Origin of the sequence: Bacillus sp. NMCN1, from assembly GCF_002998085.1 — a bacterium.
GTDB lineage: Bacteria > Bacillota > Bacilli > Bacillales > Bacillaceae > Bacillus.
Map to the genome: position 1 here is coordinate 237,058 of NZ_PVQL01000003.1, position 20,822 is coordinate 257,879.

The following is a 20,822-nucleotide window of genomic DNA, read 5'->3' on the forward strand; positions in this document are numbered from 1 at the left end:
GTACAAAAGGGAAACAGGCCTCCTTTTCAGTGAAAGCCCAAAATGAGAAGTGGAAGGCGCGGACTAATTCCTCTTATGAATATAAGAAAAATCTGTTTATTTATTTTAACACAAGAAAAGCCATTCTTTTCGTAGAATGGCTTCAGATTGTTGACAAAGGGCTAAAATGATTTTTATTTTAGCCCTTTGTCTTCTTTTCAGCGTGATAGAAAACCTTTGCAGTCTAGGAAGGACGAGCACCGGAACGGAGCGAATTTGACATTCGTGAGTACTGGCGCGCAGGACTGACACCGAATGCGAGGGTTTGTCTACATGCTGAAGCCATTCTTTTCGTAGAATGGCTTGTTCTTATCGGATAAGCGTTTGAACAGGTTTCTCTGCTGTTTTTGTAATAAGCAGCTGCAGGAGCCGTGTCGATTGCGGCAAGGAGAAACGAAGGACGAGACCTGTGAAAATAGCCGTCAGAATCGTGCCAATGCCAATCGGTCCGCCGAGCATCCATGCAAATAAAAGCACTGTTAACTCAATGCCATTTCGAACCCACTGTACGTTCAGCCCTGTTTTCGCTGAGATGAGCAGCATTAATGAATCCCTTGGCCCAGCGCCAAGATTGGCTGAGACATAAATGCCAACACCATACCCTGATACCACAACGCCCGTAATAAACACATATAGAGCGGGTAAATACCCATGTGGTGCAGGCAATACCGCATTAAAGAAATCTATAAACATGCCAATCAGCACCATGTTCAGTAATGCGCCGATCTTTGGAAATGATTTCGTAAAAACAGAAGTCAGTGTCACAATCAGTGCACCAATAATGATGGACCACTGTCCAATCGTGAGTCCAAAGTGCTGAAACAGTCCGTAGTGGAAAGCGTCCCAAGGACCAATCCCAAGAATCTTTCCTTTCACTGTCAGCGATAGTCCAAAAGCTAGTACGATCAATCCAACAAAATAAAAAAACCAACGTAAAAGATGTTCCCGCTTCAAAAGCATTCCCTTCTTTCTTAAACACTCGAATTCAATCGTAACATACTCCCACGCCCCTTTAAATGGCTTTGCTTAATTGTAATCGCTTACTTTTAAAAAGATGAAAAAAGGCTGGTCTCATCACGTGAGAACAGCCTTTTTTCATCATACTGGATTCAAAATCCGGTTTAAGAATTGTTTTGTTCGTTCTTCCTTCGGTCGTTTGAAGATTTCTTCCGGAGGACCTTGTTCGACGATGACGCCGCCATCAATAAAAATCACTTCGTCTGCCACTTCTTGGGCAAACTTGATTTCATGTGTGACCACCGCCATGGTCCAGCCTTCTTTCGCTAGATCCTTCATGACCTTTAAGACTTCTCCGACAAGCTCAGGGTCAAGTGCAGAGGTTGGTTCATCAAAAAGCATGAGTTCTGGCTGAATGGCAAGCGCGCGGGCAATCCCGACACGCTGCTTTTGACCGCCTGACAGCTGGAAGGGATACAGATCCTTTTTATCTTCAAGACCGACCTTTTGCAAGAGCTGGATGGCTTCTTTTCGAACCATGTCCTTTGGACGGCGCTGTACTTGAACAGGACCTTCCATCACATTTTCAAGCACTGTGCGGTGTGGAAACAGGTGATAATCTTGAAACACCATTCCCGATTTCCGGCGAAGCTTCAGCAGATCAGCTGATTTATTTTTTTTCGAAAAATCAATCGAGAAATCATCGAAGGTAAAGGAGCCGCCATTTGGTGTTTCAAGTGCATTTAAACAGCGAAGCATCGTTGTTTTTCCTGAACCTGATGGGCCAAGAATGGCTACAACCTGCCCTTTGTTGATCGAAAAATCAATCGACTTTAAAATCTCATTTTCACCAAAGGATTTCTTGAGACCTTTAACTGTTAGCATGTCGTTCCCTCCTTACCTTGCGACATATCGATCTAGTCGTTTTTCAATTTGATGCTGAACGAGCGATAGAATGAAGCAGAATACCCAATAGATCAGGGCTGCTTCCATATAAATGAACAATATCTGATCCAAGTTCGCCGCAGCAATTTCCTGAGACTTACGGAAAAGCTCTGCCACGAGGATTTGGGAGGCAAGGGATGTATCCTTCACCAAACTAATGAATGAGTTAGACAGCGGCGGAATCGATACACGCACAGCCTGCGGTAAAATCACGCGGACGAGTGTTTTACGATGCGTCATCCCGATGGAATAACCAGCTTCCCATTGTCCTTTAGGAACAGACAGGACGGATGCACGGATAATTTCCGACGCATACGCACCTACGTTTAATGAAAAAGCAATAATGGCACTTGGATATGGATCCAGTGTAATATTAAATGTCGGAAAGAAATAGAAAATAATAAACAATTGCACAAAAAGCGGCGTTCCGCGAACGGCCGACACATAGATGGAGAAAATCCATCTGAGAGCTTTGATTTTAGACATTCTAGCAAGAGCTGTCACAAGCGCGATAAAAATACCAATAATAAAGGCAATGATGGCGAGGGGAATTGTATAATAAATCCCCTGCATCACCATTGGCCAAAAAGATTGCTGAAGAAGATCCCAAGGAATGACGACTCCTAGGGTATTACTTTGTAACATCTTCACCAAACCATTTCTTAGAAATCTTTGCGAGTGTACCGTCTTTTTTCATTTCTTTTAATGCGCCATTCACTTTGTCAACGACTTCGCCGCTGCCTTTTCTGAAGGCAAAGTAAGTTTCTTGAGGATCTCCTGTTTCAAATGCAACTTTTAGGTTTTTATTACCGCTTGTTTTCAAGTAATTCAATACAGCCAATTTGTCATTGAACGTCAAATCAGCACGTCCTTGCTGAATCAATTGAATCGATTGCGCAAGACCTTCAACGCCTTCGATTTTAGCACCAGCATCTGTTGCTAGCTTATTGTAGTTACTTGTTAATGATTGTGCTGCTTTTTTGCCTTTTACATCAGATAGTTTCTTGATGTCATTGTTATCTGATTTTGTCACAACAATGGCTTGAGACGTTGTGTATTTATCAGAGAACTCGTATTGATTTTCACGTCCAGTTTTACCAACTTGGTTCGCTACCACGTCAAAACGTTTTGAATTCAGTCCAGCAAACATGCTGTCCCATTGTGTTTCTTTGAATTCAGGTTTTAAGTCTAGACGTTTTGCTACTTCTGTAATGACCTCTACATCGTAGCCAGTTAATTTATCTGTCTTTTTGTCATGGAATGTGAAAGGAGCATAAGTACCCTCTGTTCCGATCGTCAGAACACCTTTATCCTGAATAGATTTCCAAAGGTCACCTGATTCCTTAGACCCAGATTGTTTATTCGCGTTGTCGCTTGCACCAGATCCACATGCCGTGATCAATGCAACACAAACGCCTAACATAATGGCAAAGAACATTTTTTTCATTTTATTCCCCACTTTTCTTGTTGGTATTTACAACATATGATCTTACAGAGAAGCAACCTAAAAGTAAAGCATTTGAAACTAGCTTGAGCGAATCTCACCAACTTTATGCCCGCAAATGGTTGAACGGACAAACGATAGAACTATACCCAAAACAAAAGGTGGATAAAACCAGATGTCAAAAGATGATTAAGATTGTTCGATTGATTTGAGAATGTTAGATAGACTATTTAATGGTAAAGTATGCTTTGATCATCATATCGAAAGAAGGTTGTGTTGATGTTTATCAGTCGACTCATATGACTTTTTAAGAAAATAAAGTAAACGATCCTCCAGTGAACAAAAGTAATAAAAGGGAAGTGTGATATTTGCATACATCAAAACAAAAACCCGTCATGATCTTAATACACGAAATATACGGAATAAATGATCATATGAAGAGTATGATCTATCATTTTGAAAAAGCTGGTTTTGAGGTTTATTGTCCTCATTTATTGGGAAAGGCTAAATACTTCCCTTATGTCAGTGAGAATGAGGCTTACGGCTACTTTATGAATAAAGTTGGTTTTGATGAGTCGGTAAAGATCGTATTGAATGTGGCAAAAGAGTTAAAAACGAAAAATGCAGAGATAGACATATTTCTGATAGGTTTTAGTGTGGGGGCAACAATTGCTTGGCGATGTAGCCAATATGATCAGTTATTTACCGGAGTCATTGGATTTTATGGTTCAAGAATAAGAGATTTTGTTGATATTACGCCTTCCTGCAAAACGCTGTTATTTTTCCCGGACGTTGAAGCATCCTTTAATCCTCGGGAGATTGCGAGTGTTTTGGAGAAAAAGGAAAAGCTTTGCGTGACAATAGTAGAGGGAAAGCATGGATTCGCCAATCCATATTCTGCGGCTTTTCACGCTGAATCTAAAAATCGCTGTTTTCAGGATATAGATGATTTTATCAAAATGTGTTTGTGAAAAGAAAAATGACTTGTGAATGTTTAAACAGCGAATGGTGTCTTACAAGTGATCATAAAAACTGTCTGAAAGAGACTCGAAAAGAGTGAAATGAAACCAGTGTGTAAAGATAAAATTGCATGCTGGTTTTTTCGTGCAAATATTTTAGATATATGGCATCCTATCAAATGATCAGATCCACCGTATATTTGTGCGAACATTACAAAAATAAAGACTTTGTGACAGTGACTATAGAAGGAAGAATATTTATTATAAAAGATGTATAATTAGTAGGTTGTTTTGAAAATGGAATGAATCACATGGAGACATGTTTTGATAACAGAACATCTTAGAAGAAGGAGGGCATCATTGTGGATGTTGGACAAAATCAGCCCGAACAACTGAAAAGGGCGATGACCTCCCGCCATTTATTTATGATTTCACTGGGCGGTGTCATTGGGACAGGCTTTTTCTTAGGAACGGGCTATACGATTGGACAAGCAGGGCCAGTTGGAGCCGTTCTTTCTTATATTGTGGGCGGATTGATTATGTATTTAACCATGCTGTGTCTTGGAGAGCTGTCGGTCGCACTTCCTGTGTCCGGGTCGTTTCATACGTATGCGACGAAATTTGTCAGCCCTGCAGCGGGTTTTGCTGTCGGCTGGATTTATTGGCTTGGCTGGGCGGCAACGGTCGCCCTAGAATTCTTATCAGCAGGACAGCTGATGAGGCGCTGGCTTCCGCAAGTGGATGTGTGGATTTGGTGTCTCATATTTGGATTATGTCTTTTCTTATTAAATGCCCGGTCGGCGAAAGCGTTCGGGGAGTCAGAGTTTTTCTTTTCAACCATTAAGATTATTGCGATTTTACTCTTTATAGGTGTAGGCGGAGCGGCGATGTTTGGTTTTATTGAAACAACGAGCGGTGAACCTGCCCCTTACTTCAGTCATTTTGTGAGTGATGGTTTGTTTCCAAATGGATTGCTCGCCGTTGTGGTCACGATGATCACCGTGAACTTTTCATTCCAAGGAACAGAGCTGATCGGGATTGCGGCAGGGGAAAGTGAAAACCCTGAGAAAACCGTTCCTCGTTCTATTCATCAGACGGTTTGGCGTACACTCGTCTTTTTCGTTTTATCTGTTTTCGTATTAGCGGGTATGGTGCCTTGGAAGGAAGCTGGTGTGCTGGAAAGTCCATTTGTCACCGTGTTTGAGAGAACAGGAATTCCTTATGCGGCAGATATCATGAACTTTGTCATTATCATTGCTTTATTATCTGTTGCAAACTCTGGCTTGTATGCTTCAACGAGAATGCTGTACTCCTTATCGAAGGAAGGAATGGCAGGAAAGGCGTTCAGACGCGTGAATCAGCGCGGTATTCCGATGAATGCCTTACTGCTTACTTTCCTGTTTACAGGTATTTCGCTATTATCTGGGTTCTTTGCAGAGAAAACCGTCTTTGTCTGGATTGTTTCGATTGCCGGAATGAGTGCGCAGGCTGGGTGGATCACGATTACATTATCACAGCTGCTTTTCCGCAGGAGATATTTGAAAGCAGGCGGAAAGCTGGAAAATTTGAAATTTAAAACACCCCTTTATCCAGTTCTGCCGATCATTGCGATCACGATGAATACGATCGTATTGGTCAGTCTTGTCTTTGATCCGGAGCAGCGTATCGGGTTATATGTCGGCGTACCGCTCATGATCATTGGATATGTCGTCTATCACAGCTATGTGAAGAAACATCAGGTGAAAAGCGAACCGCTCAAGCTGCAAATTCACGGAGATGATGAGATCCGGTTTTAAGATCAAAAAACACTAAATTTAAGAGTATAAGATATTTTAAAACACCTCTGATATAAATCTGAAGGTGTTTTTTTCTTAAAGTGATTCGGGAACTTCTCATATCAATTGAACTTAGCACAATCAAATCTATTGGACTTAATAATTAAGATCGGGAAAACGGTATTTTTTAAGATAAAGGATTAAAATAACCTTAAAATTGTAAAATAATCTTGTTTTTTCCATTAAAACAAATTAATATTATCTTGTGTTTTGGAGAACAGCAGTTAGGAGAGAATAAAGTGTTTGTTATTAGTAAAATTGAGAATAAATTAATGTCTGGTTTATATAATATGGGATCTTATTTAAATGAAAAACATAAGAACGTTATTCAAAATAAATGGATAGTGTGGGTTATTATTTTAATAGCATTACTTTCTGGTATTGCTTATGCATTTTATTGTACAAGTAAAGGCTACAGTTTCTCAGGTAAGGTTAAGTGGAATTGGCCAAAAGTTTGGGATATCGGGATAGGTTGTAAAGCAAAATAAATTAGTCTTAGGCTGTTCTTCAAAATCTCTATTATTTAAATATAGGAATGATAAAAATGATCACTATAAATGACTTAGAAAAAAACTATAATGGTAGCCCTGTTCTGAATAACTTAAGTATAACGTTTGATTCTAAAGGGATCGACATCATTGTTGGAGTAAATGGGTCAGGGAAAACTACACTTCTAAATTGTATATGCGATATAACTTCCTTTCAAAAAGGAGATATAAAAATTAATTCTGTTAGCAGAAAGGAAAAAGAAGCAAAACTTAAAATGTTCTATATACCATCTGACTTTTATTTGCCTGAATATTTGTCAGGCAATGAATATGCTGATTTTATTTTTAGGAGATATAAGGATGTAAATAAAGAATTATTTGAGTTTATTACCGAAATGTATCATTTGACATCATTTTTAGACGAAAAAATTAGCAATTATTCTTATGGAATGAAAAAGAAATTACAAATAGGTATTGCTTTGGCTTTAAAAATTGAGTATGTATTGGCGGATGAAGTATTTAATGGACTCGATTATGAAAGCTATTTATTGACAGAGTATTTAATAAAAAAATACTCTGCACTCAGAAAATTCATCTTAATTTCACATAACATGGATTTTATTATGCGTAACGAACAGGCCAATATCTATTTACTTAGCAAAGGCACTCTAAGCACTATTAAGAATGTTGGAGATATTGAAGGGATCGTAATAAATAATGGAGAACTACAAAAATACTATGAAAAAATTGATGGATTCATTTCTCGTAACAAAAGTCTTACTTAATGAGATTTGTCATAATTTATTATCAAATAATATTTTCAAAAAAAGGCATAATCGATATCTTTTATTAGGTATTATTGTAGCTGTTTATATTATGTATTTCTATTTAAATATGTCTGAATTAAATAAAATTTTTATAAACAGGAATGAAGTTTCTAATGAATTGAGAAACTCACTGTTCTCTAGTCTAACTAATATGATCATTATTATCACTGGTGTTATTTATTTAATTGTAACCCTGTCCTTTTCTCTTACAAAAAAAATGCAATATCTGTTAAAGATACTCCCTTTTGAAAAAGGAAGTATATGGTTTGGTAGCGTTATTTTCAAACTGTTATTAAGTTATTGGTCTTTTTTAATTGTTTTTGCAATAATGATCCCTATGTTGAGGTTATTCCACTATAATATAGGATTAAATTTTTTAATCTTGATATATTGCCAACTTTTATTCGTTGCAAGTATCTGTTTTTATTATTTAATTTTTTATTCTTTAAGTAGCCTTGTTAGATTAAATTTTTTTAATATAAATAATGGGTTATTAGTGTTGTTTCTTTTCCTTTATTATTTCTCTTTTCGTTTTAGTATTGACGTGAAATTTCAGACATTTAATATTATTGTTGACCATACCTTAGTGGTTAAGTTAATGCTTATTTTATGTATTTTGATAGCTTCATTTGTGCTATGTATCAATTATCTACACACGAAGATTGATAATGATATATATACTTCTAATGATTTTTATATTTTTAAATTGCCGTTTAATATGCAAATGAACAAATTAACTTTAATTATACTCGGAACTATTAGGAGTAGATTAACAATAAGACTTTTAGGTGTAGTATTTCTAGTTTTTTTATTATCCCTATTCGATACTAAAAATATTATCATTTCATTGACTACACTTGCATACATATATCCCCTTATTTCATTTACATCTATTAGGTATTTTAATACAACTGTATCATATCGTAAAATGAATTCTTTTTTTGGGGTAACTTCTTTAAAAGAATCTTTTATTACAACATTTATGAATTTCATAATCAATTTCCCGCTTGTAATCACATCGTTGATATTATCAGATGATTTCGTAAAAAGTCTCTATTACGGTGTCATTTTATTTGAAGCAGGGCTGATAATGAGTATTATATTTCCTAAGAATAAAAGTTCTTTAAATGAGTTTTCTGCTTCTGTATTATGTATTGTTATGGCTGTAGGGCTTTACTTAATTTCAAATAGTGTGATTATTTTTGTCTCTGTATACTTGTTGTTATTCTCAGTTAAATACTATTTATTGGAAAGGAGTTATTTAGATGAGGCTGCCTAGGTGGATTTTTTTAGGTACAATTTTGTATTTAGTTGCGTTTTTAATTGATTATATAACGACTCTTTTTTCTATTGATCAGTCCGGCGTATATATGTCAAAATTAGGACTGAAAATTGATATGATAATGAATGAAGAAGAATTGTACACGAATTTTTCATTTACATCTCAAATTTTGATTATATATATTATATATATTCTCTTTATTATTGCACTATTTGCTATTGTAAAGTTTAAAAAAACAACTAAATAAAATATGGAAAACTTGATTTTGTTTACAAAAGGGTTTATGCTTTTTTATCTTATATTTATGAGTGTGCTTTTAATCCATGAAGCTATTCATTTGCTGTTTATAAAGAAATTTCGAAAGAAGATTTTAAGCATGAAGCTTAATTTATTTGGAGCTAGTGTTACATATCTAAATGATAATAAATATCTTCATATCTTTATCATTTCAGTAGCACCTAATATTATTTTACCGATAATTGGAGGGATCTTATTATACTATGATATCAGCATATACTGGAATGCATTTGCATTTATTTGTATATTAAACCTTGTGAATTTGTTCCCTTTTACTGCTGATGGATCAATCATATTATATTCCATAATGAAGATGCTGAAATAATGAAGAATGATTATAAATAAGGGTATATAGAAAAACTGGACATGAGGTACTCATGTCCAGTTTTTTATTAATGAATGCCTTTCATCGCTTTCTTAATCACTGGTGTTAAGATAAGCATGACACCACATAAAACGATGGCAAGCAATCCGATGATACCGAAATAGACGGTTTCTGGCACTTTATCAAACAGTTTGACCACTTGCGCATTGATCGCCTGTGCCATCGCATTTGAAAGGAACCAAAGGCTCATCGTTTGCGCTGAGAAGGCAGCAGGTGCAAGCTTTGTTGTCGCTGACAGCCCAACCGGTGATAAGCAGAGCTCTCCGATCACGACAAGAAAGAAGCTCAGAACGAGCCATAATGGGCTCACAAGTGTATTCGGACCAGACATGTAGGCAGGAATGATCATGATGATGAAGGATAATCCTGCAAACAGAAGGCCAAGTGAGAACTTAATCGGGGTAGAAGGCTGTTTCTTTCCAAGTCTAATCCACAACCAAGCAAACACAGGAGACAGCAGCACAATAAAGATTGGGTTCAATGATTGGAACCACGAAGAGGCAAGTGTCATCCCAAGGAAATTCAAGTTTGTTCGTTGATCTGCATATGTAGCTAAAATGTTTGAGCCTTGTTCTTGAATCGCCCAGAACATCACCGCAGCAAGGAACAATGGAATATAAGCGAGAACCCTGGATTGCTCCACTGGGCTCGTCTTTTTACTGAAATACATGACGATGAAATACACAATCGGAATGAGCACACCAAGGACACTGACAAACCAAGTGAATAGATTAATCGTGAGTGCGCCTGTTTGAATGCCAATGACGACAAAAACAGCGAGCACAATGGCGAACAAAGTTCCGAAAATTTTGAAGTTCTTGCGTTCAGCAGCTGATAACGGATTTGTCACATAAGTGCCGGCAAGACCAAGATTCGGTTTTTTCGTGATCACAAATGTAATCAGTCCAACAAGCATCCCAACGGCAGCAAGTGAGAATCCGAGGTGGAAATTCACTTTTTGACCGAGTGTTCCGACAATTAATGGGGCAATAAAACCACCCATGTTGATACCCATGTAGAAAATACTAAAGCCAGAATCCCTGCGAGGGTCCGTTTTGGTATACAGGTCGCCAACAATGTTTGAAACGTTCGGCTTCAGAAGACCTGTTCCAATAATAATCAGTCCCATACTAATAAAGAGCGCTGTTGCTCCGCTTGGCAAAGCCAAAATGACATGTCCAAGCATAATGAAAACCCCGCCATAAAAGACCGTACTGGACGAACCGAATACCCGGTCGGCGAGCCATCCGCCAATAATGCCTGACATATAGACAAGCGCACCGTAGACAGACATGATCGAATTGGCTGTCGTCTGATCAAAACCAAGACCGCCCTTTGTCACCTCTGTGTACATATAGTAAATAAGCAGTGCACGCATGCCGTAATAAGAGAAACGCTCCCAAAATTCAGTGAAAAACAGTGTGTAAAGTCCTTTAGGATGTCCAAAAAAACCTTTTTGAGGAACACTTTTAACAATTTTATCGTGGTCAATTGAAGACATGGCATAGATCCTTTCTTAAAAAAAGAGATATGAGAAAAATGATATTCTTGTATAGTTCTTGTGTCAATATAAAACTATTCTAAAACAGGAAAATGTTAGTTCAATAGGTGTAAAGACTCAAAAAACGAAAAATTCTTTCAAGTGAGAATGGTCAGAAAGTTATGTTGGGAGAATTTATTTAAAATTTGAAGAATTGTACAAGCAAACCTTTTACACATGCATAGGATGACAAGAGGACATGTGTGAAAAGGAGGGATTTAGGTTGGGGGAATTGAATGAATCTGATCTAAAAAAACCTGTTGTCAATGTACAAGATTTTGGTGTGATTGCGGATGGGAAAACGGACTGTACAGCGAGGCTCAATGAATGCTTAGAATGGACGAAAGCACAGGGGTATTCCCACGTCTGGCTGCCGAGCGGCACGTATGTAATCGATGCAGTGTACAGAGGTGATCAATTTTTCCCTTTCCGAGGTGCGGGTATACGTGTACCAAGTCATATGTACATTGAAATGGCGCCGGATGCCGTGATTAAGGTAAAACCAAATGATTCATGGGGGTATGCGGCCTTTTATATAGGAAAGGTTCAGCATGTGACCATCCGGGGCGGGCGAATCGAAGGGGATCGCCATGAGCATGTGTACAAGTCGCTTCCCCCTGAACGAAAAACCCATGAGTGGGGTTTTGGGGTATGTATTGAAGGGGCCTCTGATGTGGAAGTGAATCGTGTGCAAATCAAGAATTGTACGGGAGACGGCATCATTGTCAGTCCCCACGGTTTATTATCACAAGCTGAATCGTACTCGCCTGCTTCATCTATTCATATTTCTGGCTGCCACATCACAGATTCAAGACGAAACAATATCTCGATTACAGGCTGTGATGGAGTCATTGTGGAGGACTGTCTGCTGGAGAGAGCAGGAGTAAACGGAGTCGAGCCGAGAATGGGCATTGATATTGAAGGCTACGGAGAAAAAGCGGTTAATATGGAGGAACCGCTGAATATTCAAATTCGAAACAACATTGTAAGAGGTGGTGCCGCCAGCTCCATTTATAACTTCAACGGCTATGGTGTTATCATTGAAGGCAATCATACAGACAGCAGTATCTCCTATGGCTTTGCCACCGAAACAATCATTGCCAACAATTTGATCCGTGCAGTGGGAGGAGGCGTTACAAAAGCAGGAATTACGAGCTTAGGAGTCTCTCTTGGTCAAACGGAAAACAATGTGATCATTATTGGCAATATGATTGAGGGATTTGAAAAAGGGATTGATGTGAGGGGCGACAGTGTTCACATTACAGGTAATAAGATCAGTCTATTTAAAGATGCGGCTGTGTCCGTTTATATGGCGAATCGCATTCTAATAGAAGGAAATCATATTGAATCGGGGACGAATACAGGGCAAAGAAGCGCAGCGCTGCGTATTTATCAATCGGATAGCGTCGTCTTTTCAAACAATACAATCTACTCGGTGATCGATGCGGCGATGGTGAGAGGAACGAATATCCTGATCCAGCACAATCAATTCAAAGAATTCAGCAGAGGGATCTGGGTGCAGGAAGGGGAAGTGGGGATTAACGGCAACCACTTTATTCAAGAAGGACACCCAGAACTTGCGTCTTCGTATACGATCAGTGTCACTGGAAATGCAAAGGCTTTCATATGGCAGAATCGTTTTAAGCACTATCAAAACTACGCCGTATACAGCAGCACGACGGGTCCATTAGAAATCAAAGACAATTCCTTTGAAGAAACAACTTTATATGTAGTAATGTATATTAAAAACGGTTCACCGCAAATTGGAGATAACCGCTTTTATTTAAATCGTTCGATCGGACAGCCGACGGCGATCTTTATCGATCAATCCGCCTCAGCCCGTGTGCTGCGTAATAACATCATTAATTTATCTCCTCAAAAAGCGATTGCCGTCCGCACCATATCTTCCACTCATTCCGTGATCGCCCATAACATGCTGGAACGCAGCCAATTGGTGACACATACCACAGATCGGCTTATTGGAAATATTGAAATCGAGACACCGTGATAAACGGGTGAAATCCCTAATTTTGGAGGTTCAGAAGGCGGTTGACAATCCTGTAAAAAGGGCATATAGTAATAATTATTTTTCATTTTTCGCAACATTTGCCCTTTTTTTATTGATAAAACCGATTAATTCAATCAGAAAAATGTATCTTACGAGGACTTCAGTTTGATACAGCAGGATATAGAAAGGATGAAGAACAAGTGTCACAGCCGAAAAGGAAGCTCAAGCTAGGCGTATTCATCGCAGGAACAGGACATCATGTTGCCTCTTGGAGACATCCGAACGCCGTATCTGATGCAGCCATGAACCTTGATTATTTTAAACAATTAGCGAAAAAAGCAGAGGAAGGAAAGCTGGATTTGCTCTTTTTAGCTGACAGCTTATCCATTAACCAAACCTCTCATCCGAATGTATTGACGAGATTTGAACCGCTCACCCTGCTTTCGGCCATTGCTGAGTCTACTTCATCAATTGGTTTAGCAGCAACAGCATCCACTACATACAGTGAGCCTTTCCATATTGCAAGACAGTTTGCCTCCCTTGATCATTTATCAGGCGGAAGAGCGGCATGGAATGTGGTCACATCTTCTATTGAAGAAACAGCGAAAAACTTTAGCGGAGAAGAGCATTTAGCACACCATAAACGGTATGAACGAGCAGAAGAATTTGTCGAGGTCGTGAAAGGTCTTTGGGATTCTTGGGAGGAAGACGCCCTTGTCAGAAACAAGGAAACGGGAGAATTCTTTGAATCTAGTAAGCTTCATGAGCTCCAGCATAAAGGGGAGTTCTTCTCAGTAAGGGGTCCTCTCAACGTATCACGCACGCCTCAAGGGCAGCCAGTGATCATTCAAGCAGGATCATCTGAAGATGGTCAAAAGCTTGCAGCGAAAACAGCTGAACTCATTTTCACTGCACAAAACGATCTCGAAAAAGCGAAGGAATTTTATCAAAGCTTGAAGGAGAAAGTAGAATCTGCTGGCCGTGCTAGAGAGTACGTCAGCATCATGCCGGGTATCTTCCCGATTATTGCTGATACAGAGGAAGAAGCCAAAGCGAAATATGAAGAATTACAGGAGCTGATTGTTCCTGAGATTGGGCTGAGCATTCTGCAAAATTACTTAGGTGGGATTGATCTGTCTCAGTATCCTTTAGACGGACCGCTTCCAGAGATTGATCCAAGCACGTCAAATGCGGTGAAAAGCCGTTTTGATCTCGTGATGAATATGGCGAGAAAGGATAACCTGACCATTCGCCAGCTCTATCAATCGGTTGCCGGCTCTCGTGGTCATAATATTTTCATTGGCACACCGCAGCAGCTCGCAGATGTGATGGAAACATGGATCAATGAAGAAGCAGCAGACGGCTTTAACGTCATGCCTCCGCTATTGCCAGAAGGGCTGGATATGTTCGTGGACCGCGTCGTCCCAATCCTTCAGGAAAGAGGCTTATTCAAAACAGAATACACAGGACAAACCTTACGAGAAAATCTAGGATTAACACATCCAAAAAATCGCTACACGACATAAGGGTGAGGTGACTAACGTTGGGATACACGTTTCGTCTGGCAACAGAGGCAGATATAGAGGCGCTGCTTGAACTGACAACAAGAGCCTATGAGCCAATTCGTGAGCTCGGCATCCAGTTCCAAGCAGCACATGCTGATTTCGCTCTCGTTCAGAAAAATGTACAAAAAAATCTTTGCTATGTGATGGAAGAAAACGGAGAGCTTTTATCCACCTTGTCGCTCCGTATGCCTTGGGGAGAACAGCCAGGACCATTCGGTGTCCCTCACATTTGGTGGTTTGCCTCAGAACCAGCTGTCAAAAAAGGGACAGGCTCTGTCTTGCTGGAATGGGTGGAAACCGAAGTGCTAAGGGATACCTTGAAGGTGCCATACGTATCTCTAGGTACTGCTGATAAGCATCCGTGGCTCATAGACATGTATGAGCGCAAAGGCTACGTCAGAGCAGGAGCAAAGGATTTAGGCAAGGGGCACATCACGGTTTATTTTAAAAAACAATTAAGATCAGATATGACACAACCATAAGAAGAAAGAAGGGTATACGAACATGAAAAACAAAAAGTGGCTAGTCGTTCTATTTGCAGCAATGCTGGCAGTTTTATCAGCTTGCGGCGGCAACAATCAGAGTGAAGGCAAAGACGAAAAAGTGTTAAAAGTAGGCGCCACAGGACAAAGCTATCCGTTTGCTTATAAAGACAATGGCAAGCTTGTTGGATTCGATGTCGAAGTAACTGAAGCCATTGCAAAAAAACTCGGCTACAAACTAGACTGGCAGCTGAGTGAATTCAGCGGACTAATGGGACAGCTGACATCTGGTAAGCTGGATACAGTGTCAAACCAAGTCGCAGTCACAGATGAACGTAAACAAACGTTTAACTTTACAGATACGTACGCTTACGCAGGAACACAAATCATCGTGAAAAAGGACAACAACGACATCAAAGGTCTTGATGATTTAAAAGGAAAAACAGTGGCGGCTGTTCTTGGCTCTAACCACGCCAAAAACTTAGAGAGCAAAGACCCGGACAAAAAAATCAATATTAAAACATATGAAACGCAAGACGGTGTATTAAATGAAGTGGCAAATGGCCGCGTAGATGCTTATGTCAACGGGCGCAGTGTATTACTTGCTCAAATTGAAAAAACAGGTCTGCCGCTCAAAATCGTTGGCAACCCAATTGTGTATGAAGAAGTAGGCTACCCATTTGCCAAAGATAAAAAGCATGACAAGCTAAGAGAAGAATTTAACAAAGCGATCAAAGAGTTAAGAGAAGACGGGACACTGAAGAAATTGTCTGAGAAGTATTTCAAAGACGATGTCACAGTGCCAATTAAAAAATAACGACAGCGGCGGTGAAGAGCAGACATGAACAAAATTGATTGGCAGTATATGGTGACGGTATTTCCGACATTGATTCAATACTTGCCGATAACGATCTTCATGGCGATTGTCTCCATGGTATTTGCCATTATCATTGGTGTGGTATTCGCTCTCATTACGAAAAACCGGCTACCTGTTTTATACCAATTTGCCAAGCTGTATATTTCTTTTTTCAGAGCGGTTCCAACTTTGGTTCAGCTCTTTCTCATTTATTTTGGTCTTCCGCAGCTATTCCCTGCGATGACCTCAATGGATGCCCTAACAGCGGTCATTATCGGATTAAGTATTAAAAACTCAGCATACTTAGCAGAAATTTTCAGAGCGGCCCTCAATTCTGTAGATGAAGGGCAGCTAGAGGCATGTCTATCTGTCGGCATGACGAGATGGCAGTCTTACGTCAGAATTATTTTCCCGCAGGCAGTCAGAAATGCGATTCCAGCGACGGGGAATACCTTTATCGGTCTTTTAAAAGAAACATCTCTTGCCTTTACCATTGGGGTGGCAGAAATGTTTGCACAAGGGAAGATGATTGCATCGGCGAACTATAAATACTTTGAAACCTATTTAGCCGTAGGGATTGTGTATTGGGTGCTGACCATCATTTATAGCTTCCTTCAAGACCTATTTGAACGAAAAATCAGCAAACCTTACCGGAATTAAGGAGGTGTGGACATGATCAAGCTCACCAATTTGAAGAAATCATTCGGCGACCTTGTCGTCTTAGACGGAATCAATCTCGACGTGCAAAAAGGGCAGGTTGTGGCCATTATCGGACCTTCTGGCTCCGGTAAATCCACCTTGCTGCGCTGCTTAAATTTATTAGAAATACCAGATGAAGGCACGATTGAAATTGGCGATGCGAAGCTCGATGCGTCCAAGTACACACGTAAAGAAGCCTATCATCTGCGTCAACAAACGGCCATGGTGTTTCAAAACTATAATCTATTTAAAAACAAGACAGCGCTGCAAAACATCACAGAATCACTGCTTGTGACGAAAAAAATGACGAAGCAGCAGGCAAATGAAATTGGGATGAAGCTGCTGAAGCAGGTAGGATTAGAGCAAAAGGCTGACAGCTATCCAGTCACGTTATCTGGCGGACAGCAGCAGCGAATTGGGATTGCCCGCGCGTTAGCGGTTGATCCACATGCAATTTTACTCGATGAACCAACGTCAGCGCTTGATCCAGAGCTTGTCTCAGGTGTACTTCAAGTTATTAAATCCATTGCGATTCAAGAAACAACGATGATCATCGTCACACATGAAATGGCGTTTGCAAGAGAAGTGGCAGACCATGTGATTTTCATGGCGGATGGTCATATTATTGAACAGGGCACACCAACTGAGCTATTTGATGAAACGAAGAATGAACGGACAAAACGATTTATCCAAAAAGAAGCAGCGGCTGAAGAAGCATAAGCTGCTTTTTACTCTTTAGAGGGGTGAGTATCTAGTGAAAACATTAGGAAATGAAGCTTTAAACAAACGTTTAATTAACATTCGCCGAGCGCTTCATGAGCATCCAGAGCTGGCGTTTGAAGAATATGAAACGACAAAGAAACTGCGCGGCTGGTTAGAAGAGGAAGGGATCACTGTACTCGATTTCCCAGCTCTTCAAACAGGGGTCGTCTGTGAAATCAAAGGAGAACAACAAGGACCAACGATTGTCCTGAGAGCCGATATCGATGCACTTCCGATTGAAGAAGCATCTGGCGAACCATTTTCCTCAAAGGTAGCGGGAAAAATGCATGCATGCGGTCATGATTTCCATACGGCTTCTATCTTCGGTGCGGCTCTTTTATTAAAAGAGCGGAAACACGAGATCAAAGGAACGGTGCGTATTTTGTTCCAGCCGGCTGAGGAAGTCGCCCAAGGAGCAAAACACGTCATAGAGGCAGGCGTATTAGATGGAGTGGATGCGATTTTTGGTATGCACAACAAACCTGACCTGCCAGTTGGCACCATAGGCATTAGAGAAAAAGCATTGATGGCGAGTGTAGATCGATTTGAAATCGATATTACCGGAACGGGTGGTCATGCAGGAATTCCGAATCACACGGTGGATCCGATTGCCATCAGCGGGCAGATCACAAGCGCTCTTCAGCAAATCGTCAGCCGCCGCATCAGCTCCTTGCATCATGCAGTAGTCAGCATCACACGCATTCAAGGCGGTACATCATGGAATGTGATTCCTGATCGTGTTGAGATGGAAGGAACCGTTCGGACGTTTGAGCCTGAAGTGAGAGCGATGATTCCAGATCTCATGAAACAAATCGTGAGCGGGATTGCAGAAGGGTTTGGGGCAAAGGGCGAAGTGAAATGGCATCCTTATTTGCCTTCTGTGTTGAATGACGAGCGTCTGACAACGGTGGTTGAAGAAACGGCAGGTGTGCTGGACCTCACAGTAGTGCAGGCAGAGCAGTCACCGGGCGGAGAAGATTTTGCCCTTTATCAAGAACGCATTCCAGGCTTTTTTGTATGGATGGGGACAAGCGGTACGGAGGAATGGCATCATCCTGCCTTTACGTTAAATGAAGAAGCACTTCCAGTTGCCGCTGCCTTCTTTTCCGAGCTTGCCGTTCGGGCATTGGAGTTACGATCATGGAACTAACAAAGAAACTGGCAGAGGCTGTGCTTGCAGCTGATCCGCTTCAAGATCAGCGCGCCGTTGAAATGGCTCGAAATGGTCTGTTAGACGCTGCGGCAGCAGCGCTTGCTGCAAAAGAGGATGAAGGAATTCAGAAGCTGTTGGTGCTTGTGGAACAAGAAGGCGGAGCCGCTCAAATTCCTGTCATTGGACAAGGGAAGAAGGTCAGCCGTCAATCCGCAGCCATGCTAAACGGCTACCTGATCCATGCCCTTGATTATGATGATGTGCATTCAGATGTGAGAGGACACCCAAGTGCGGTCATCATTCCAGCATTGCTATCACAGCTATCAGACGGCAAAGGGTATGGCGATCGATTTTTAGCAGCCTACATTACAGGTGTTGAAGTGATGGCAAGGCTTGGCGAATCCATCGGCAAGGCGCATTATGAACGGGGCTGGCATAATACCGGAACCCTCGGAGCCATTGCGGCAGTATGTGCCATTGGGTATTTAAAACAAGTTTCTCAGGAGGAGCTGACGAAGGCGATCGGCTTTGCCGGAGCGCAATCGGCCGGAATGCGAAAGCAGTTTGGCTCTGATATGAAACCATTACAAGCCGGCTTAGCGGCTAAAACAGCCGTGTGGTCCATGGATCTAGCTTCTTCAGGTTTTGGTGGAAGTGAATCGGTTCTTGATGGGGCGCTTGGTTTCTTTTCTCTCTATGGAGATCGTGAACTGGCGGAAAGTCGTTTACTAGAGGAGTATGGTATAGCGTGGCGTATTGTCTCGCCGGGCCTTTGGTTCAAAGTATATCCATTCTGTTCAGCGGCGCACCATGCAGCAGATGCGATCCGATCCTTAATGAAAGAGCGTGCTTATTTACCGGAGCAGGTGAAACAAGTAGAGGTCATATTCCCGCCTGGCGGAGATGCAGCGCTTATTGAGCAGGCACCTTTGACGGGCGAAGAAGGACGATTCAGTGTCGAATACGTCATCGCACTTGCCGTATTTGGACAGACGCTGACGCTGGATGCCTTTACGAAAAAAACCATTCCATCAGACATGCGGACATGGATGAAGCGGGTAAGCAGGGGTTATGATCAAACGATAGAACCCCATCCCGATGCTGTTCCAAAAGGACGATTTACGATTGTGAAGCTTACCTTATCTGATGGCACCACCACCATCAAGCGGGTCGATATTCCGCAGGGAGCACCAGGTCGTGCATTATCGAAAGAAGACATCATGCAAAAATTAAACAGTGTGACAGACGATTCGTATGCTCAGCTTATTTTGCAGGCAGTTGAAGAGGGGAACAATTCTTCCTATTTGCAGCTTTTGGCATGATAACGAAAAAGGCTCATCCATCGAGGTGAGCCTTTTTTATAAATTCATTTAGGATTCTAATGAAGAGTCCATTCCTGCAAAAAAAATACTTCTACGCAATTCTATCTATTAAAATCACTTATTCATTTTTGGTGAACGTTAAGCCAATATGAGCAAGTGCTTGCGGTAAGTCTTTCCGGATGGTGATGTCTTTAAATGAAATATTTGACTGAATTGCACTTAAAGCAAGGTCTTGCTTAATACCTGTTAAAACAGCCGAAATCCCTAAAAGTCTAAGCGTTTGTGCATAGCTGACCAAATATTGAATGCTTTGTTCATTTAGGCGTTTTGTTCCCGATACATCAATGACTAAATGAGAGAGCGATAGCCTGTAGCTTTCCTGTAAAATGGTTTCTAAAATATGCTGAGCACGTGTCTCTTCGATATCACCAAGTAGAGGAAGCACGGCGACACCGTCAACAACTGGGACGATCGGTACAGATAATTGCTGAATCTGCCGGTTGGCACGGTCTAGTTCAAGGACGTAGCTTAATAGAGAAGCCATCGTTTCAAACATATGCACATGCTCTTCTGTGAATTGATGCGGCCTTAGATCAAGCCCGCAAATCGTTCCGTAGTTCGTACCATCTGTGAAATCAATCGGCACGCCGATGAATGATCCGCCTTGAAGACGTTTCGTGACCTCTAAGTATTTAGAACGATCATCCAATGATATATCAGGGATTACAAGGGTATCCTGATGATCGACCGCCAGTTTGCAAAATGTCTTTTCGTAAGGAATTTCTTCTCCTTCTTCAAGAAGCTGCTCGTCATGATTTAGCACCTTGACAATCTGATTGGTGGTTTGATCGTTTTTAGCAATAAACAGTGTATTCACATCAGTGATTTGACTCATCATGTTTAAAATACTCGTAGAAGCATCATGAAAATTGCGAAACTGTTTTAATAGTTGTTGACGAGGCATTGTTTTAGGACTC

The 20,822-nt window shown here is 40.8% G+C and carries 19 protein-coding genes; 13 read left to right on the forward strand and 6 right to left on the reverse strand.

The window, feature by feature from the left end; translation table 11 throughout:
• Positions 1-348: 348 nt before the first annotated feature.
• The 4 genes from C6W21_RS15705 to tcyA all read right to left on the reverse strand — a co-directional run bounded on the left by C6W21_RS15705 (position 349) and on the right by tcyA (position 3,388).
• A complete protein-coding gene (locus C6W21_RS15705; RefSeq protein ID WP_106051171.1) occupies positions 349-993 on the reverse strand; it encodes a YczE/YyaS/YitT family protein in 645 nt (214 codons plus the stop codon).
• A gap of 144 nt (positions 994-1,137) precedes the next feature.
• Entirely contained in the window at positions 1,138-1,881 is a 744-nt protein-coding gene (locus tag C6W21_RS15710; protein WP_106051173.1) for an amino acid ABC transporter ATP-binding protein, read from the reverse strand.
• A 12-nt stretch (positions 1,882-1,893) separates the two neighbouring features.
• Entirely contained in the window at positions 1,894-2,586 is a 693-nt protein-coding gene (locus C6W21_RS15715; RefSeq protein ID WP_034325166.1) for an amino acid ABC transporter permease, read from the reverse strand.
• On the reverse strand, positions 2,573-3,388 hold the full coding sequence (tcyA, locus tag C6W21_RS15720; protein ID WP_106051176.1) for a cystine ABC transporter substrate-binding lipoprotein TcyA: 816 nt from the start codon (positions 3,386-3,388) through the stop codon (positions 2,573-2,575). The genes C6W21_RS15715 and tcyA overlap by 14 nt, the downstream gene beginning before the upstream one ends.
• A gap of 365 nt (positions 3,389-3,753) precedes the next feature.
• Here tcyA and C6W21_RS15725 point away from each other — a divergent pair, with 365 nt between their 5' ends.
• From C6W21_RS15725 to C6W21_RS19515, 5 genes are all read left to right on the forward strand, one after another.
• Entirely contained in the window at positions 3,754-4,356 is a 603-nt protein-coding gene (locus C6W21_RS15725) for a dienelactone hydrolase family protein (RefSeq protein ID WP_106051179.1), read from the forward strand.
• Between the two features lie 350 nt (positions 4,357-4,706).
• Positions 4,707-6,140 (forward strand): amino acid permease, encoded by a 1,434-nt coding sequence (locus C6W21_RS15730; protein ID WP_106051182.1) that lies wholly within the window; start codon positions 4,707-4,709, stop codon positions 6,138-6,140.
• A gap of 278 nt (positions 6,141-6,418) precedes the next feature.
• A complete protein-coding gene (locus tag C6W21_RS15735; RefSeq protein WP_106051184.1) occupies positions 6,419-6,667 on the forward strand; it encodes a hypothetical protein in 249 nt (82 codons plus the stop codon).
• A 56-nt stretch (positions 6,668-6,723) separates the two neighbouring features.
• The gene (locus C6W21_RS15740) at positions 6,724-7,452 is read left to right on the forward strand and encodes an ATP-binding cassette domain-containing protein (protein ID WP_189318210.1); all 729 of its coding nucleotides are present in this window, start codon (positions 6,724-6,726) and stop codon (positions 7,450-7,452) included.
• 1,628 nt (positions 7,453-9,080) lie between these two features.
• On the forward strand, positions 9,081-9,398 hold the full coding sequence (locus C6W21_RS19515) for a metalloprotease family protein (RefSeq protein ID WP_223249620.1): 318 nt from the start codon (positions 9,081-9,083) through the stop codon (positions 9,396-9,398).
• A gap of 67 nt (positions 9,399-9,465) precedes the next feature.
• Here C6W21_RS19515 and C6W21_RS15760 read toward each other — a convergent pair whose 3' ends face one another.
• Positions 9,466-10,959, reverse strand: a complete 1,494-nt coding sequence (locus tag C6W21_RS15760) for a peptide MFS transporter (protein ID WP_106051194.1) — start codon at positions 10,957-10,959, stop codon at positions 9,466-9,468.
• Between the two features lie 262 nt (positions 10,960-11,221).
• On the opposite strand from C6W21_RS15760, the gene C6W21_RS15765 reads away from it, so the two are divergent.
• The 8 genes from C6W21_RS15765 (at position 11,222) to C6W21_RS15800 (ending at position 19,845) form a co-directional block, all read left to right on the forward strand.
• The gene (locus C6W21_RS15765; RefSeq protein WP_106051196.1) at positions 11,222-13,006 is read left to right on the forward strand and encodes a right-handed parallel beta-helix repeat-containing protein; all 1,785 of its coding nucleotides are present in this window, start codon (positions 11,222-11,224) and stop codon (positions 13,004-13,006) included.
• Between the two features lie 200 nt (positions 13,007-13,206).
• A complete protein-coding gene (locus tag C6W21_RS15770) occupies positions 13,207-14,532 on the forward strand; it encodes an LLM class flavin-dependent oxidoreductase (protein WP_106051198.1) in 1,326 nt (441 codons plus the stop codon).
• A 17-nt stretch (positions 14,533-14,549) separates the two neighbouring features.
• Positions 14,550-15,053, forward strand: coding sequence for a GNAT family N-acetyltransferase (locus C6W21_RS15775; protein ID WP_106051200.1), 504 nt, complete (start codon positions 14,550-14,552; stop codon positions 15,051-15,053).
• A gap of 22 nt (positions 15,054-15,075) precedes the next feature.
• Positions 15,076-15,870 carry an amino acid ABC transporter substrate-binding protein gene (locus tag C6W21_RS15780; protein WP_106051202.1) on the forward strand — a complete coding sequence of 265 codons (795 nt, stop codon included), beginning with the start codon at positions 15,076-15,078 and terminating at the stop codon, positions 15,868-15,870.
• Between the two features lie 24 nt (positions 15,871-15,894).
• Complete coding sequence (locus tag C6W21_RS15785) at positions 15,895-16,569, forward strand: amino acid ABC transporter permease (protein ID WP_106051204.1); 675 nt, start codon at positions 15,895-15,897, stop codon at positions 16,567-16,569.
• 12 nt (positions 16,570-16,581) lie between these two features.
• Entirely contained in the window at positions 16,582-17,328 is a 747-nt protein-coding gene (locus C6W21_RS15790; RefSeq protein WP_106051206.1) for an amino acid ABC transporter ATP-binding protein, read from the forward strand.
• Between the two features lie 34 nt (positions 17,329-17,362).
• A complete protein-coding gene (locus tag C6W21_RS15795) occupies positions 17,363-18,520 on the forward strand; it encodes an amidohydrolase (protein ID WP_106051208.1) in 1,158 nt (385 codons plus the stop codon).
• Complete coding sequence (locus C6W21_RS15800) at positions 18,511-19,845, forward strand: MmgE/PrpD family protein (protein WP_106051210.1); 1,335 nt, start codon at positions 18,511-18,513, stop codon at positions 19,843-19,845. Before C6W21_RS15795 ends, C6W21_RS15800 begins: the two co-directional genes overlap by 10 nt.
• Before the next feature lie 118 nt (positions 19,846-19,963).
• On the opposite strand, the gene C6W21_RS15805 is transcribed toward C6W21_RS15800, so the two are convergent.
• Positions 19,964-20,809: a GAF domain-containing protein gene (locus C6W21_RS15805; RefSeq protein WP_106051212.1), complete on the reverse strand. Its 846-nt coding sequence runs from the start codon at positions 20,807-20,809 to the stop codon at positions 19,964-19,966.
• Positions 20,810-20,822 lie beyond the last annotated feature (13 nt).

Excerpts from the sequence above, each read along its gene's own strand:
- C6W21_RS15710 (WP_106051173.1), bottom strand. The coding sequence starts at position 1,881 with ATGCTAACAGTTAAAGGTCTCAAGAAATCCTTTGGTGAAAATGAGATT.
- C6W21_RS15715 (WP_034325166.1), bottom strand. The coding sequence starts at position 2,586 with ATGTTACAAAGTAATACCCTAGGAGTCGTCATTCCTTGGGATCTTCTT.
- tcyA (WP_106051176.1), bottom strand. The coding sequence starts at position 3,388 with ATGAAAAAAATGTTCTTTGCCATTATGTTAGGCGTTTGTGTTGCATTG.
- C6W21_RS15740 (WP_189318210.1), top strand. The coding sequence starts at position 6,724 with ATGATCACTATAAATGACTTAGAAAAAAACTATAATGGTAGCCCTGTT.
- C6W21_RS19515 (WP_223249620.1), top strand. The coding sequence starts at position 9,081 with ATGAGTGTGCTTTTAATCCATGAAGCTATTCATTTGCTGTTTATAAAG.
- C6W21_RS15760 (WP_106051194.1), bottom strand. The coding sequence starts at position 10,959 with ATGTCTTCAATTGACCACGATAAAATTGTTAAAAGTGTTCCTCAAAAA.
- C6W21_RS15780 (WP_106051202.1), top strand. The coding sequence starts at position 15,076 with ATGAAAAACAAAAAGTGGCTAGTCGTTCTATTTGCAGCAATGCTGGCA.
- C6W21_RS15785 (WP_106051204.1), top strand. The coding sequence starts at position 15,895 with ATGAACAAAATTGATTGGCAGTATATGGTGACGGTATTTCCGACATTG.
- C6W21_RS15790 (WP_106051206.1), top strand. The coding sequence starts at position 16,582 with ATGATCAAGCTCACCAATTTGAAGAAATCATTCGGCGACCTTGTCGTC.
- C6W21_RS15800 (WP_106051210.1), top strand. The coding sequence starts at position 18,511 with ATGGAACTAACAAAGAAACTGGCAGAGGCTGTGCTTGCAGCTGATCCG.
- C6W21_RS15805 (WP_106051212.1), bottom strand. The coding sequence starts at position 20,809 with ATGCCTCGTCAACAACTATTAAAACAGTTTCGCAATTTTCATGATGCT.